Source organism: Euzebya rosea (genome assembly GCF_003073135.1).
GTDB classification, from domain to species: domain Bacteria; phylum Actinomycetota; class Nitriliruptoria; order Euzebyales; family Euzebyaceae; genus Euzebya; species Euzebya rosea.
This window is the reverse complement of sequence record NZ_PGDQ01000016.1, coordinates 18,661-32,617: the sequence shown is the minus strand read 5'-3', so window position 1 is coordinate 32,617 and position 13,957 is coordinate 18,661. Positions and strand designations below refer to the sequence as shown.

Annotated in this window: 14 protein-coding genes; 8 read left to right on the top strand and 6 right to left on the bottom strand. The window is 71.0% G+C overall.

Annotated elements, in window-relative coordinates:
• Positions 1-65: 65 nt before the first annotated feature.
• On the top strand, positions 66-1,361 hold the full coding sequence (paaK, locus tag CUC05_RS19450; RefSeq protein WP_108667801.1) for a phenylacetate--CoA ligase PaaK: 1,296 nt from the start codon (positions 66-68) through the stop codon (positions 1,359-1,361).
• An 18-nt stretch (positions 1,362-1,379) separates the two neighbouring features.
• Here paaK and CUC05_RS19445 read toward each other — a convergent pair whose 3' ends face one another.
• The 3 genes from CUC05_RS19445 to CUC05_RS19435 form a co-directional block, all read right to left on the bottom strand.
• Complete coding sequence (locus CUC05_RS19445) at positions 1,380-2,027, bottom strand: class I SAM-dependent methyltransferase (RefSeq protein ID WP_108667800.1); 648 nt, start codon at positions 2,025-2,027, stop codon at positions 1,380-1,382.
• Between the two features lie 7 nt (positions 2,028-2,034).
• Entirely contained in the window at positions 2,035-2,640 is a 606-nt protein-coding gene (gene bioD, locus CUC05_RS19440; RefSeq protein WP_108667799.1) for an ATP-dependent dethiobiotin synthetase BioD, read from the bottom strand.
• A gap of 99 nt (positions 2,641-2,739) precedes the next feature.
• The gene (locus tag CUC05_RS19435) at positions 2,740-3,672 is read right to left on the bottom strand and encodes an AurF N-oxygenase family protein (RefSeq protein WP_108667798.1); all 933 of its coding nucleotides are present in this window, start codon (positions 3,670-3,672) and stop codon (positions 2,740-2,742) included.
• Positions 3,673-3,883: 211 nt separating this feature from the next.
• On the opposite strand from CUC05_RS19435, the gene CUC05_RS19430 reads away from it, so the two are divergent.
• From CUC05_RS19430 to CUC05_RS19420, 3 genes are read left to right on the top strand one after another with little or no spacing between them, the layout of a single operon-like run.
• Positions 3,884-5,455, top strand: a complete 1,572-nt coding sequence (locus CUC05_RS19430) for a multicopper oxidase domain-containing protein (protein WP_157965785.1) — start codon at positions 3,884-3,886, stop codon at positions 5,453-5,455.
• A gap of 4 nt (positions 5,456-5,459) precedes the next feature.
• Positions 5,460-6,683, top strand: a complete 1,224-nt coding sequence (locus CUC05_RS19425; protein WP_108667796.1) for a WD40 repeat domain-containing protein — start codon at positions 5,460-5,462, stop codon at positions 6,681-6,683.
• Between the two features lie 40 nt (positions 6,684-6,723).
• Positions 6,724-8,355: a right-handed parallel beta-helix repeat-containing protein gene (locus CUC05_RS19420; protein ID WP_157965784.1), complete on the top strand. Its 1,632-nt coding sequence runs from the start codon at positions 6,724-6,726 to the stop codon at positions 8,353-8,355.
• Positions 8,356-8,374: 19 nt separating this feature from the next.
• Here the strand turns inward: CUC05_RS19420 and CUC05_RS19415 are convergent, their stop codons facing one another.
• The 3 genes from CUC05_RS19415 to CUC05_RS19405 are packed head-to-tail and all read right to left on the bottom strand — an operon-like array spanning position 8,375 to position 10,679.
• Positions 8,375-9,031 carry a response regulator gene (locus tag CUC05_RS19415; protein ID WP_108667794.1) on the bottom strand — a complete coding sequence of 219 codons (657 nt, stop codon included), beginning with the start codon at positions 9,029-9,031 and terminating at the stop codon, positions 8,375-8,377.
• Positions 9,028-10,218, bottom strand: coding sequence for a GAF domain-containing sensor histidine kinase (locus CUC05_RS19410; RefSeq protein WP_108667793.1), 1,191 nt, complete (start codon positions 10,216-10,218; stop codon positions 9,028-9,030). The genes CUC05_RS19415 and CUC05_RS19410 overlap by 4 nt, the downstream gene beginning before the upstream one ends.
• Complete coding sequence (locus CUC05_RS19405; protein WP_108667792.1) at positions 10,215-10,679, bottom strand: hypothetical protein; 465 nt, start codon at positions 10,677-10,679, stop codon at positions 10,215-10,217. Before CUC05_RS19405 ends, CUC05_RS19410 begins: the two co-directional genes overlap by 4 nt.
• 107 nt (positions 10,680-10,786) lie before the next feature.
• Here CUC05_RS19405 and CUC05_RS19400 point away from each other — a divergent pair, with 107 nt between their 5' ends.
• From CUC05_RS19400 to modA, 4 genes are all read left to right on the top strand, one after another.
• On the top strand, positions 10,787-11,263 hold the full coding sequence (locus CUC05_RS19400; protein WP_108667791.1) for a hypothetical protein: 477 nt from the start codon (positions 10,787-10,789) through the stop codon (positions 11,261-11,263).
• Positions 11,264-11,305: 42 nt separating this feature from the next.
• On the top strand, positions 11,306-11,716 hold the full coding sequence (locus tag CUC05_RS19395) for a pyridoxamine 5'-phosphate oxidase family protein (protein WP_108667790.1): 411 nt from the start codon (positions 11,306-11,308) through the stop codon (positions 11,714-11,716).
• A gap of 80 nt (positions 11,717-11,796) precedes the next feature.
• Positions 11,797-13,221, top strand: coding sequence for an NAD(P)H-quinone dehydrogenase (locus CUC05_RS19390; RefSeq protein WP_108667789.1), 1,425 nt, complete (start codon positions 11,797-11,799; stop codon positions 13,219-13,221).
• A complete protein-coding gene (gene modA / locus CUC05_RS19385; RefSeq protein ID WP_157965783.1) occupies positions 13,218-13,952 on the top strand; it encodes a molybdate ABC transporter substrate-binding protein in 735 nt (244 codons plus the stop codon). Before CUC05_RS19390 ends, modA begins: the two co-directional genes overlap by 4 nt.
• Positions 13,953-13,957: the final 5 nt, after the last annotated feature.

The following is a 13,957-nucleotide window of genomic DNA, read 5'->3' as shown; positions in this document are numbered from 1 at the left end:
CCGCCACCGGTCACCGCCGAGGTCGGGGCTAGGCTGCGGCTTCCGCCATCTCGAGGAGCCGACTCTTGCTGGACCTGACCCCCGACCCTGCGTCGCTCGATCCCATCGAGACCGCCCCGATCGAGGAGCTGCGCGCGCTGCAGCTCGACCGGCTGCGCTGGACGCTGCGCCACGCCCACGACAACGTGCCGCACTACCGGCAGGCGTTCGCCGAGGCGCGGGTCCACCCCGACGACATCACGTCGTTGGCCGACCTCGCCCGCGTCCCGTTCACCACCAAGCAGGACCTGCGCGACGCCTACCCCTTCGGCATGTTCGCCGTTCCGACCGCGCAGGTCGCCCGTATCCACGCATCCTCCGGCACGACGGGCCAGCCGACCGTGGTCGGCTACACTGCCGACGACGTCGACATGTGGGCCGACGTGGTCGCCCGCTCGTTGCGCGCCGCCGGCGTCCGGCCCAGCATGCGCGTCCACGTCGCCTACGGGTACGGCCTGTTCACCGGCGGGCTCGGCGTGCACTACGGGGCCGAGCGGCTCGGCTGCACCGTCATCCCCGTGTCCGGTGGGATGACCGAGCGGCAGGTCCAGCTGATCACCGACTTCGAGCCCGACGTCATCCTCGTCACCCCCTCCTACATGCTGTCCATCCTCGACGAGATGCGGGTGCAGGGCGTCGACCCACGCTCGACCTCGCTGAAGGTCGGCGTGTTCGGCGCCGAACCGTGGACCGACGCGATGCGGCGCGAGATCGAGGACGCCCTCGACATGCACGCCGTCGACATCTACGGCCTGTCGGAGGTGATCGGTCCCGGCGTGTCACAGGAATGCGTGGACACCAAGGACGGCCTGCACATCTGGGAGGACCATTTCTACCCCGAGGTCATCGACCCGGAGACCGGTGAGGTCCTGCCCGACGGCGAGGAGGGCGAGCTGGTCTTCACGTCGCTGACCAAGCAGGCCCTGCCGATCATCCGGTATCGCACCCGCGACCTGACCCGCCTGCTGCCGGGAACCGCCCGGACGATGCGGCGGATGGAGAAGGTCACCGGGCGCTCCGACGACATGATGATCCTGCGGGGCGTGAACGTCTTCCCGACCCAGATCGAGGAGCTGCTGCTGGGCATCGACGGGCTCGCCCCGCACTTCGAGTGCGTCCTGACCCGACCCGAGCGGCTGGACGTGCTGACCGTCCGGGTCGAACGACGCGACGGGTGGGGCGGCGATCCCGACGAGGCGGCCCGAACGCTCGCGTCCGCCGTCAAGCACCGCGTCGGCGTCACGGTCGCGGTCGACGTGCTGCCACCCGAGGCGCTGGACCGCTCCGTCGGCAAGGCCCGGCGCGTCGTCGACCAGCGCTGACCCGGCCTGGGGGCGGGGTCAGCCGAGGCGGCGCAGGACGGTCCAGACGCCGGTGCCGTGCTGGCCCGCCGTCCCGCCCCAGCGGCCGGGCATCGCCGCGGCGACCTGCTCCGGGGCCAGGTGGATGGGGGTGGCCGGTCCGCGGGAGGACAGCCAGACCAGCACCCCGCCGGGGGCGATCACGCGGTCGAGCTCCCACGGGAACAGCAGCATGTTGACCAGGACGGCCACGGTGACGGCGTGGTCGTCCAGCGGCAGGTGGGCGGCGTCGGCCTGCAGCACGGGGGTGGGGCCGGCAGGGACGCGGCGGACCATCTCCCACGACAGGTCGGTGGCGATCAGGCGTGGGGCCCGCTCGGCGAGGGTCGACGTCATCCAGCCGTCGCCGCAGCCGAGCTCCAACCAGGTCCCGTGATCGGGGATCGGGCCGCCACGCTCGAGGGCGTCGACCAGCGGCAGCAGGCGGTCGGGGGAGGCATGGGTGTGCCACTCGCCGGCGAGGTCGTCGAACCACCGCTGCACCATCCGTGGCGTGTCGCCCTGCCAGACGCCCACCTCCGCCGCGGCGGCATGGGTGACTGTCCGCATGGGATGGCGCTGTCCCATCGCGACGACGTCGTCGGGCATCGTCTCGGGGGATATGGGGTCCAGCCAGGTGATGCTCACGGGGTGCTCACCACTCGATCCGGGGGAGGTCGGCGGCCACCAACGGACGGTCGAGGAGGGGAACGGTGGCCATGACGGGTGCCATGCGCTCCAGCTCGGCCATGGTCGTGGCGGCGGACAGGTCGGGATCGGAAGGGTAGCCGGTGACGACCAGGCCGAGGACGCGGAGTCCCCTGGCCCACGAGGCCTCCAGGGTCAGGCGGGTGTGGTTGATCGCGCTCGGCACCGCTCGGGTTGCCAGGACCAGCGGAAGCTCCAGGTCCGTGGCCAGGTCGGCCAGGGTCGTCCCGTCGGTGCCCAGCTCGACGAGCAGCCCACCTGCGCCCTCCCCGACGGCCAGCTCCACCCCGCGGAACGGCGCCAGGAGGTGCGGTCGCTCGAGGCGGACGCCGGCATGCCGAGCGGCCGGACCCGGGGGCAGCGCCACCTCCAGCGTGGTTCCCCACACCGTGTCGTGCCCGGTCAGCGCCGCCACGACGGCGTCGTGGTCAGCCGATCCGGTGCGGACCGGCCTGACGTGGACCGCCCCGGGCCGCGACGCCACCAGCGCCGCCGACACGATGGCCGTGTCGACCCCATCGTCGGTGCCGGTGACGAGGACACCGCTCGTCATGGCACCTGCACGATCGGGGACGCGTCGGAGGAGGGGACCATGGCGCGGTCGAGGCTATCGGCGCCGCCCGCCGGGTGTCCTCGACCGCTCGGACGACGGTCAGGCCAGGCCCATGCGCGTCCAGGCGAGCACGGCCGGGCCGTCCAGCAGGCCCTGTTCCCGGAAGATGCCCACGGGCTTTCTGGCCGCCCAACGGATGGTCTCCTGCCAGTAGGGGTTGGCTGCCGCCTCGGCCTTCGCCCGGTCGACGTCGAGCCCGACGTTGGCGTACACCCGGGGGTGGATCAGGATCTCGTTGCAGACCGCCGCCACCAGCGGGAGCAGGACGCGCGTCCGCTGCCGGTCCAGGAAGCCCATCCCGTCCATCGTGCGGGCGAGCTCCTCGTCGGCGTAGCGCATGTGGCGTGCCTCCTCGACCACGTGGATGTAGGAGACCCGACGGCAGACGTCGTGCACGCGCTCGTCGGTCGCACCCTCGCGCTGGATCGCGTCGAGCACGGCCTCGACGTAGTAGGTCCCGCCGAAGGCGATGGCCTCGTTGATGACCGGCGTCTGCATGAGCTCCGCCAGGCGTCGGACCTTCCGGCCCGGGCCGTAGCTGGGGACCCCGAGCCACTCGATCATCCTGCCGAACATCGTCGAGTGGTGACACTCGTCGGCGACCTCGGTCAGGCCGTACTGGAAGTGCTTGGACTGGGCGTCGTGCTTGCCGAGGTGCTTGAGCAACATCCGCATCAGCACCATCTCGAAGAAGATGCCGGTCGCCGCGATGCTGGCGACCTCGTGGCGGCTCAGGTCGACCTGTTGCTGGGGCGTCATCTCCTGCCACAGGTCGGTGCCGTACAACGACAGCCGCTCGGGCTGCATGTACCACTTGCCGTCCTCGTGCGGCAGGTCCCAGTCGATGTCGACGGTGGGGTCGAAGCTCAGCTTGGCGCTCGAGCGCAGCAACCGCTCGGCGGTGGTCTCGCGGTCGCTGGTGCGGTGCTTGCCGTTGGTGCGGTAGTCGAGATCGGTGTCGACGGCGGTCATGGCGATGCCTCCCACTGATTAATGTGCCACATAACAATGGCACATAAATGGTTGGTGCGTCCAGTGGTTTCCCGCGACGACCGGGGCGACGAAGGTCCCGGGACCGCCCGGGACCAAGGTCCCCCGTGGGCGGGGACCCGTGGCCTGTGGCGCACCGCGGCCTCACGACGACGCTTCCACTCGAGTCACCACCACCCTCGGAGGAAGCCCTGTGAACGAGTCCCGCTTTTCGCCTGCCATCGCGTTGGTCGCGATCGTCTCGGTGATCGCCCTGATCACGAGCATCGTCGCGATCGATTCCGGTGGCGGCAGCACCGCCGCCCCTGTTGCGCTGGAGGAGGGCGCTGCGCCGGCCGGGGACACCCCCGCTGGGGACGAGCCCGCCGAGACCGTTCCCGTGTCGGCCGAGGCCGGCTCGGGTGGGACTGCCAGCGTCGGACTCATCGAGTTCGCGCTCGAGCCCGGGGACATCGTGCTCGGACCGTCGGGGACGATCGAGGTCACCAACAGCGGCGCCATCCCGCACAACCTGAAGCTGGAGGGCTACGAGGAGCAGTACGGCACCATCGACCTGAACGCCGGTGAGTCCGCCAACATCGACCTGTCCGGGCTCGAGCCCGGCGAGTACCCGCTGTACTGCTCGATCGTCGGCCACGCCGAGTCCGGCATGACCGGGACGCTTGTCATCGACCCGGCCGGTCCCGCCGCCGCGGGCGAGGGCGCAGTCGACGGCGAGTCCCTGACCGGCATGGAGCGCGCCGAGTGGCTTCGCGCCAACTACGAGTCCTCCGTCAGCCAGTTCCCGGCCGAGACCGCCGCCATGGGCAACCAGCCGATGGAACCCGAGATCGGCGACAACGGCGAGAAGATCTTCGAGCTGACCCTCGACGAGACGGAGTGGGAGGTCGCCCCCGGCGACTTCGTCGAGGCCGTCGCCTACAACGGCCAGGTCCCCGGACCGTGGATCCAGGTCGACGTCGGTGACGAGGTCACCATCCGCGTCGTCAACGAGCTGGACGACGAGGCCACGACCCTGCACCCGCACGGCATCTTCATGCACCCCTTCGAGGTCGACGGGGTCGGCATGATCTCCATGGAGCCGATCATGCCGGGTGACGTCTGGGAGCAGACGTTCGTCGCCCAGGAGACCTCCGTCGGCATGTACCACGGGCACGACAACGGTGTGCACCAGGTCATCAACGGGGCGTTCGGTGCCTTCACCGTCGGGCAGGTCCCGCTGCCGGCCGTTGCCGACAACGTCGTCGCGGAGGACGTCATGATCCTCAACGACGCCGGTGAGATCGGACTGACCCTCAACGCCAAGAGCTTCCCGGCGACCACGCCCTACGTCCTCACCGAGGGCGAGCAGATGATCCTGCACTACTACAACGAGGGCCTGTCGGCCCATCCGATGCACCTGCACAACAACGCGCAGATGGTGATCGCCAAGGACGGGTACCCGCTGGCCACGCCGATCGTGATGGACACCGTCAACGTCGCGCCGGGTGAGCGCTACACCGTCGTGATCTTCGCCGAGGTGCCCGGCACGTGGGTCTACCACTGCCACATCCTGTCCCACGTCGAGAAGGACGACGGTTCGGTGTTCGGCATGTTCACCGCGCTCATCGTCGAGCCGAGTGACGACCCCGACGTCAACGCCGACCTGTCCCGCGAGCTGGGACGCGACCAGGTCCCGAGCTTCCCGGGCCAGGAGGCGGCGGTGACCCCCGACACCGGCGAGGACGAGCCCGACGCCGACGAGCCCGCCACCGACGAGGCCTAGCCCGATGCCCACACCAGTTGCCGCGGTCCTGGCGGCCGCGGTGGCCGGTGTGGCCACGGTGGCCGCGATGGCCACCTCCGTCGGTCCACCCCCTGCTCCTCGCGTCGCCGCGGCGATCGTTCCCGAGACCGTGCTCGTGGTCGACGGGGCAGCCGGGGCCGGGACGGGCGCGGTCCTGCTGTACCCCGAGGACCGTGGCGAAGCCCCCTTCGTCGTCCGTCCGGTCGCCGAAGGGGTCGCGATCGTCGATCCGGCCGACGGGACCGTGACCGACTCGGTCACCTGTGCGGAGCTCGTCCCCGCCGCGACCACCGGCACGCCGGCTGCCGCTGCGGCGGGCCACGTCGATCCGCGCAGCGTCGTCCCGGTGCAGCGTGCACACGGGCCGGCGGTCGTCGCGGTTGCGCTGGGCGGCAGCACGTCGCCGTGCCCGACCGCCATGCCCGCTGTGGCCCTGCTCGACGTGACCGACGCCACGGACGCCGTCGTGCGGTCCACGGTGTCGCGCGACGACGTCGTCCGGTCCATGGCGTCCAGCCCCGACGGGCGGACACTCGTGGTCGCCGACACCGAGCTGCACGACCGCAGCGGCTGGGCCGACGTCGTGGACGTCGCGGATCCCGACACGCCACGACTGATCGCCGGCACGCCGACGGGCAACGGCGTCGCTGCCGACGACATGGCCTTCTCCGCGGACGGGACCGTCCTGTACGCGACGGCAGCCACGCACGCCGTCGCCATCGACATGGCCGACCGGACCGTCCCCACCAAGCTCGGCCAGATCGCCGACCCCCTCGTCCGCAACTACTGGCGCATCGAGTCGCTGACCATCGACGACCCGATGCTCGGGACCCGTGAGCTCTTCGTCGTGCGTCCTCGCGTGGACGGCCTGGACTGCCCGACGGGCATGGTGCACGTCTACGACATCACCAGGGAGCTCTTCGAGGAGCCGGCGATGGTCGCCGACCTCGACATCCCCGACGAGCTGACCAGCATGCACGCCGAGCAGCCGCTGGATGGATGCCCGCGGGTGGTCGTGCGACTGCATGCCGTCGACCGGACGATGACCGTCGGCTTCGGTGACAACCGCATCCCGTGGCTGGACCGGATCCCCACCGCCACCCGGCGCACACATGCCACCGTGCTGCCGGTCGCGGAGCTGCCCTACGACACGACCGAGGAGTTCCGGGCGACCCTGCCGCGCTGCACCCTCGTCCGGACCGCCTGATGATCTGACACCGGTGGGTCCGTGATGGTCCAATGCGCCCGTGCGACTCCTCGTGACCTCCCTGCTCCTGTTCGCCCTCGTCGCCTGCACGGGCGAGGCCACCGACCCGGCGGCCGACGACGCCTCGACCGCGGAGGCCGATCCGGGGGCCAACGCCGATGCCGACGGCGACGCCAGCGAGGCCGCCGAGCCGGACGTGCCGGCAGACGGCGCGGACCCCGCCGAGGAGGCCTCCACGGAGGGCGCGGAGCCGACGGAGGTCGCGACCGTCCCCGCGGGACTCGAGGGACACGTGCGACCCGGGGCGGTGCTGCCCCCCGAACCCGACCTGGCCGACGCCGTCCGCCTCGAGGTGGGTGCACCCCTGCAGGACGTGGTGGACGCGTCCCCTGCAGGGTCGACCTTCCTCCTTGCCTCGGGCGTGCACCGGGCCCAGTCGGTGTCACTCCGGGACGGCGACACCCTCGTCGGCGAACCCGGAGCGGTCCTGGACGGCTCGGTCGTGGTCGAGGGCTTCGTCGCCGACGGCGACGTCTGGGTTGCCTCGGGACGGACCGAGGACCCTGCCCCCCACGGCGTCATGCTCGAGGGCTGGGACAACGAGGCCAACCCCCACGACCTCTTCGTGGACGGTGCGCGGCAGCGGCACGTCCTGTCCAGGGACGACGTCGGACCGGGCACGTACTGGCTGGACTACGACAATGACCAGCTGGTGATCGGCACCGACCCCACCGATGCCCTCGTCGAGCTCGCCGTGGTCCAGGTCGGTGTCACCGGCAGGGGCACCAGGGACGTCACGGTCCGAGGGGTCGAGCTGCGCCACTACGCCGTGTGGGCCCAGGAGGGGGCGATCAGCGCGACCGAGACCCATGACTGGACGCTGGTTGCCGTCCGCACCGTCGACAACCACGGGGCCGGTGTGCGCCTCGGTTCCGGCACGGAGGTGCACGGCTGCTGGGCGGAGGGGAACGGCCAGATGGGGGTGATCGGCTGGCATCAGGAAGAGGGTGACCGGCCGATGCTCGTGACGGGCTGCCACATCGAGGGCAACGGCGTGCTCGGCTTCGACTGGACCTGGGAAGCCGGGGCCACCAAGTTCATCGACACCCACGGACTGGTCTTCCGGAACAACGCCGTGCTGGACAACACCGGCCCGGGCATCTGGTTCGACACCATGAACACCGACGCCACGATCGTCGGCAACGAGATCAGCGGCAACGCCATCAACGGCGTGTTCTACGAGCTCAGCTCCGGCGCGCTCGTGGAGGACAACGTCATCACCGACAACGGGGCCGAGGGGGGTGCGCTGGCCGCCGGCATCTTCGTCGCCAACTCACCCGGGGTGACGGTCCGCAACAACACGCTGTCGGGCAACACCAACGAGGTCGTCGGGGTGCAGTCCTACCACGGGGACGAGATCGACATCCCCCGGCTCGTGGAGGACCTGCAGGTGACCGGCAACCACATCACCCTCACCGACGGGTTCGTAGGGCTGTCGGTCACCACCGACCAGACCTTCCTCTACGAGGAGGGCAACAACCGGTTCGCCGACAACGACTACGTGCTGGACGGGTGCGACCCGTGCTTCATCTGGGGTGACTTCCTGGAGCTGGGTGACTGGCAGGCGGTCGGCAACGACCTCGAGTCCACGTTCACCACCGTGGGGGACTGACCCGCTGCCCCCGATCGGCTCAGCTCTCGTCGCGATGTGCGACGAGGTATGCGGCAGCCTCGGCCCGACGGACCACCTGCAGCTTGGAGAGGATCGTCGAGACGTAGTTCTTGATCGTCTTCTCCGCCAGTCCGAGCTCGTCACCGATCTGCCGGTTGGTCGACCCAACCGCGATCTGGTCGAGGATTCGTCGTTCGGTGGGGGTCAGGCGGGCGAGGCGCGGGTCGCCCGACCGCGGGTTCCGGATGCGTTCCAGGACCTGCGCAGTCACCGCAGGGTCGAGCAGGGACTCGCCCGCGGCAACCCGACGGATCCCGTCGAGCAGGTCGTGACCCCTGATCTGCTTCAGCACGTAGCCCGCCGCGCCCGCCATGATCGAATCGAACAGCGCCTTGTCGTCGGAGAACGACGTCAGCATCAGCACCCGGGCCGACGGGTCCTCGGCACGGATGTCACGACAGGCCTCGACGCCGCTGCCGTCGGGCAGGCGCACGTCCATCACGATGACGTCCGGGTGGTAGGACCGAGCCCGGAGCACCGCCTCGGCGACGGTGCCGGCCTGGGCCACGACCTCCATCTCACCCGTCGACTCGACCAGCGCCTTGAGTCCCTGCCGGACCACCTCGTGGTCGTCGACCAACATCACGCGGGTCGGCGCTTCCTCCTCCTCGGTCATCCCTGGGTGTCCTCCGGCTCGGGGGTGGGCGGGTACAGCGGCACCGTCAGGGTGACCGTGGTGCCCTCACCGATCGTGGAGGTGACACCGAGGTGGGCGCCGAGCAGCACGGCGCGTTCGGCCATGTTCTCCAGGCCGTTCCCGCGGACGACGGTGTCGGCGTCGAAGCCACCGCCGGTGTCACGAACGCTGATCACCAGCTCGCCGGCGATGATCTCTGCGTCCAGCATGACCTGTGTCGCGGTGGCGTGCTTCGCCACGTTCGACAGGGCCTCGCGCACGATGTGCAGGACGTCGGGCACCAGCTCCTCCTCGACGTGGACGTCGAGGGACTGCGAGACGTTGAGCACCGGCCGCAGGATCTCGTTGACCTCGTACTCCCGGGCGAGGTCGACCAACCCGCGCTGCAGCCCGAGGTCGGCGGCGCCCGGCCGCAGCGTGAAGATGGTGTTGCGGATCTCGCGGATGGTGTCGTCGAGCTGGTCGACCGCGATGTCGATCCTGGTCTGCAGCCGCTCGGAGTCGCGATCGACCAGGGCCTTGGCGCCTTCCAGCCCCATCCCGACGCTGAACAGCGACTGGATGACCCCGTCGTGGAGGTCACGGCTGATGCGTTCGCGTTCGTCCTGGACGGCGGCGTCCCGCAAGCGGTCGGCCAGCTCCGAGGCGTGGATGGCCGCACCCGCCTGCGCCGCAAGGATGGCCACCGCGCGCAGGTCCTCCTCGGCGAAGCCGCCCGGCCGGTCGGTCAGGTAGAGGTTGCCGAAGATCCGTCCGCCCGCGCGGACCGGGACACCGAGGAAGTTCGTCATCGGAGGATGGTTCGGCGGGAAGCCCCGGTAGGCGGGGTGGGCGTCGAGCTGGTCGACGACCAGCGGCTCGGGGTGTCGGATCAGCTCCCCGAGCAGCCCACCCCCCGTGGGGTGCGGACCGATCCGCCTGACCGTCTCGGCGTCCATTCCCTCGTGGATGAAGCGCACCAGCGACTCGCCAGAGGGAGCCAGGACGCCGAGCGCGGCGTAGGGGGCGCCGGTGACGTGCCGGGCGGCGGAGACGATCCGCATCAGCAGCTGGTCGAGGTCGATCTGCCCCGACAGCTCCTCGGCGATCTGCGCCAGCAGCGTCTCTAGGTCGGCCCTCGACGCGCTTCGTGGCTCGGTCCTCGTGGTGGTCGTTGGCTCGTTCACACGGGCAACCTACCGCCCACGGCGTGCTCGATGATGGACAGAACGAGCGGCTGGGCGATCGCCTCCGCCGCAGCGTGCTCGTCGTGGGGTTCGCGCCCGTTCAGCGTTCCGGCCGAGGCGAGGGTCGGACGGTACTCGCCCTGCAGGCGGACGCGGACACCGTTCCCGGGGGCCGGGCCGACCGCGAGGTCGCAGCGGACGAGGGGGACCAGGCCCTCCACCCGATAGGACAGCCGGCGCACGAGTCCGGATGCGTCGGTGGTCACCGGGCCCACGGTGACCTCCACGGCCACGGGCGTCGACGGATCCGGCAGCAGCCCCGCCGGCCGGAGCGTCACGAGCACCACGGCGTCGTCGACGCGTTGGCCGCCCAGCCACCCCTCGGGCTTGCCGACGAGGGCCTCGAGGACCTGCTCGGGGTCGCTCGGGGTGTGGAAGCAGAAGTGGACGAGGCGCGCCATGCCACCATGACACCCGCGTCGCGGACGACCAGCACCCGTCGAGGGTCCCAAGGTCCGCGGGACCTTCGTCCCTGCCCCCAGGCCGGTGCTCCCCGCAAGCTGATCACGTGTCCACCACCGTCCGCGCCGCCACCGTCCTCGGGCCCGACGATGCCCGGGTCGCCGCGAGGCTGCTCCAGCGGGATCCCGCCGAGTGGCTACCGGGAGATGCCCGACGCTCCGGCGCCGGCTGGCTGCTGCTGGTCCGGGCCGGGCGGGCCACACGTGCCGTTCGTGCCCACATCGGTGGCGTCGTGATCAGCGACGGCCGCATCGGCCGGAGGCTGCGCTGGGTGCCGCTGCGACCGGACGCGAGCCACAGGGACACCGTGCTGCCGGCCTTCGATGGTCGCGTGCAGCTGCTTCCGGACGGCGACGAGGGCGAGAGCCTGCTGGTGGTGACCGGGGCGTACGAGCCGCCCGGCGGGGCCGCAGGACGGGGCGTCGACGCCCTCGTCATGCACCACGTTGCCCGGCACACCCTCAACCGCCTGCTCGAGGAGCTCGTCCCCGGCCTGACCAACGCCTCCCGCACTGCCGCCTGATCCCACGACCGCCCACCCCACCCACGAGACGAGGAGCGCGTCATGTTCACCGCTGACCGGACCAGAGTGCTGTCCATGGACGAGTGCGTCCGCCTGCTGCGCGAGCACCAGCACGGCGTCGGACGGGTGGCCTTCGACGACGGCCTGCCCGTCATCTTCCCCGTCAACTACGTGCTGGATGCGGGCCGCATCGTGTTCCGGTCGGCCGCGGGCAGCAAGATCGACGCCGCCGCCGACGGTCGGATGATGGCCTTCGAGATCGACTCCGTCGTCGTGGCCGACGGCCACGTCGCCCACGCCTGGAGCGTGCTGGTCCGTGGACGGTCGTCGGTCGTGACCGACGAGGACGAAGCCGCCTTCCTCCGCCTGAGCCGGCTGGAGCCCTCCGCGGGCGGACTCAAGCCCACCTACGTCACGATCGAGGTCGACCAGGTGACCGGGCGACGCTTCTGACCGACTCCGCTTCTGGACGACTCCGCTTCTGGACGACTCCGCTTCTGGACGATCTTCCGTCGTCGGATACGGTCCAGACGATGCAACAGCGGATCGTGATTCTCGGCGGAGGCCCCGGCGGCTACGAAGCGGCGCTCGTCGCAGCGGAGCAGGGCGCCGACGTGACCGTGGTGTCCCGTGAGGGCCTCGGCGGCAACAGCGTCCTGTGGGACTGCGTGCCCTCCAAGGCGATGATTGTCTCGTCGGTCGCGATGGGGTCGATGCAGACCGCCAGCCGCTTGGGCGTGCACCTGGAGGGGGGTGTCGACCTGAGCGGGCGCACCCACGCCGACATCGCGGCCGTCATGGACCGCGTTCGCCTGCTCGGCCTGGACCAGTCCGCCGACATCGAGTCCAAGGTCGCCGCCGCGGGGGCCACGATCCTCCGCGGCACCGGTCGCCTGGCCGGTCCGGAGACCGTCGAGGTGGAGACCGAGGACGGCACGGTCGAGGTGCTGCACGCCGACGCGATCCTGGTGGCCACCGGCTCCCACCCGCGTCGACTGCCCTTCTCCACCCCCGACGGCAGGCGCGTGTTCACCTCCCGTGAGCTGTTCGCGCTGCAGGAACCCCCGGAGCGGCTGGTCGTCGTCGGCTCGGGCGTCACCGGCGCCGAGTACGCCCAGGCGTTCGCCAAGTTCGGCGTCGACGTCCACCTCGTCAGCTCCCGCGACATGATCCTGCCCAGCGAGGACCCCGACGCCGCGGCGGTGCTGGAGGGCGAGTTCGAGCGCTGGGGGATGACCATCCATCGGCGTCGTCGTGCCTACGACATGGAGGTCAACGACGACGGCGTCCGGGTCAAGGTCGGCGACAAGGACGGCGGGCAGGAGGAGTGGATCGAGGCCAGCCACGCCCTGTACTGCGTCGGCATGATCCCCAACTCCCGTCGCATGGGCCTGGAGGCCGCGGGCGTGCTGACCCGTCCGGACGGCGCGATCCCCGTCGATGCGGTCAGCCGGACCAACGTGCGGACCGTCTACGCGGCCGGTGACGTCACGGGCGGCATCATGCTGGCCTCCGTTGCCGCGATGCAGGGCCGCAACGCCATGTACCACGCCCTCGGGATGGCCGTCGCGCCGCTTCGGTGGGACGCCGTCGCGGCCTGCGTGTTCACCAGCCCCCAGGTCGCCACGGTCGGGATGCAGGGGCCCGACGACGACACGGCGAACGGTCCGGTCGACACCATCCGGCTGGACTTCGCCGGCAACCCGCGCGCCAAGATGGAGGAGGCGACCGTCGGGTTCGTCAAGATCCATGCGCGGAAGGGGTCGGGTACCGTGCTGGGGGCGACCGTCGTGGCGCCCAACGCCTCGGACCTGATCACCCCACTGAGCGTCGCCGTCCACAACCGGCTGACGGTCGGCCAGGTCGCCCAGGCGTTCACCATCTACCCCTCCATGGGCGGATCGACCGCCGAGGCCGCCCGACAGCTGATGGGCCTGGCCACCGCCGCAGCGCAGTGACTCCGCGCGGGGTCGGTGCACTGCTCGCGGTGTGCCTGCTCGTGCTGGGTCCGGCCGGGGCCGCCTGCTCGGTCGCGGGGCCCCAGCAGGTGGTGGTGTCTGCGGCTGCCTCGCTGACCGAGGCCTTCGACGAGCTCGAGCGGGCCTACGAGGACGACCATCCCGACGTCGACATCGTCCTGAACCTCGGTGGGAGCCAGATCCTGGCCGGCCAGATCGTCGACGGTGCGCCGGCGGACCTGTTCGCCTCGGCCAACCCGCAGTCGGTCCGCTCGGTCACCGACGCCGGGCTCGGGCAGGGCGAGCCGATCGTGCTGGCCACCAACCGGCTGGTGATCGTCGTGCCCGCCGGCAACCCGCAGGACGTCGCGTCGCTGGCCGACCTCACCGACCTCGATGTCGTGCTCGGTGCGGCGGAGGTGCCCGTCGGGGCCTACGCGCTGGAGGCGCTCGACGCGGCCGGGGTGGACCTGCAGCCGGTCTCGCTGGAGCCCGACACCCGCGCGGTCGTCAGCCGGGTCGTGCAGGGCGATGCCGACGCGGCCATCGCCTACGCCTCCGATGTCGTCGCCCTCGACACGGTCGACGGCATCGAGCTGCCGGCGGACGTCCAGCCGGAGATCACCTACGAGGTGCTGCTGCTGACCGACGCCGCCGGCGGCTTCCTCGAGTTCCTCGCCACCACCGAGGCGCAGCAAATCCTGCGCCGCTTCGGGTTCGCCGGTCCATGATCCGG

What these genes read in the sequence shown, in the direction of transcription:
- bioD (WP_108667799.1), bottom strand. Translation starts at nt 2,640, where the DNA reads ATGACGAGCGGTGTCCTCGTCACCGGCACCGACGATGGGGTCGACACG.
- CUC05_RS19435 (WP_108667798.1), bottom strand. Translation starts at nt 3,672, where the DNA reads ATGACCGCCGTCGACACCGATCTCGACTACCGCACCAACGGCAAGCAC.
- CUC05_RS19425 (WP_108667796.1), top strand. Translation starts at nt 5,460, where the DNA reads ATGCCCACACCAGTTGCCGCGGTCCTGGCGGCCGCGGTGGCCGGTGTG.
- CUC05_RS19415 (WP_108667794.1), bottom strand. Translation starts at nt 9,031, where the DNA reads ATGACCGAGGAGGAGGAAGCGCCGACCCGCGTGATGTTGGTCGACGAC.
- CUC05_RS19405 (WP_108667792.1), bottom strand. Translation starts at nt 10,679, where the DNA reads ATGGCGCGCCTCGTCCACTTCTGCTTCCACACCCCGAGCGACCCCGAG.
- CUC05_RS19395 (WP_108667790.1), top strand. Translation starts at nt 11,306, where the DNA reads ATGTTCACCGCTGACCGGACCAGAGTGCTGTCCATGGACGAGTGCGTC.
- CUC05_RS19390 (WP_108667789.1), top strand. Translation starts at nt 11,797, where the DNA reads ATGCAACAGCGGATCGTGATTCTCGGCGGAGGCCCCGGCGGCTACGAA.